1 protein-coding gene is annotated in these 494 nt (G+C 72.3%); it reads left to right on the top strand.

The genetic code is table 11. From position 1 onward, the window contains the following. The coding region (locus ACT3SQ_RS19315; protein ID WP_444601631.1) for a transposase at positions 1-494 on the top strand (494 nt) is incomplete at both ends.

The following is a 494-nucleotide window of genomic DNA, read 5'->3' as shown; positions in this document are numbered from 1 at the left end:
CTGGAGCCGGCCTGTGCCCGGGGCACGTTCGCCGAGGCCACCGAGCAGATCCCGCGATACGCACGCTCGACGACCCGACTGCGGGACCAGGTCGTCTCTGCCGTGATCCGTTCCGGCCGTGCAGCCTCCGAGGTGGCCCGGGCCCACGGCGTCTCGTGGTGGCTGGTCCAGGCCGCCCTCAGCGCCGCCGCAGTGGTCCTGCCTGACGTCGACGACGTGCGGGTCAGGCGTCTGGGGGTCGATGAGCACCGCTACCGGTCAGTGCGCTGGTTCCGCACCGACGAGGGCGCTTGGAGACGGTTCGAGCCGTGGATGACGACGCTGGTCGACCTGGCCACCGGGCAGGTCCTCGGCATCGTCGACGGCCGGGACTCCAGGGCCGTCGGGGATTGGCTCGCGCAGCGCTCTGAGCAGTGGCGGGAGCGGATCGAGATCGTCGCGATCGATCCCTCGGCCGCGTTCCGCAAGGCGCTGCGGACCTGGCTGCCTCGCGC

Source organism: Brachybacterium sp. AOP42-C2-15 (genome assembly GCF_052377065.1).
Lineage (GTDB): Bacteria > Actinomycetota > Actinomycetes > Actinomycetales > Dermabacteraceae > Brachybacterium.
This window is presented reverse-complemented; position numbering and strand designations above follow the sequence as displayed.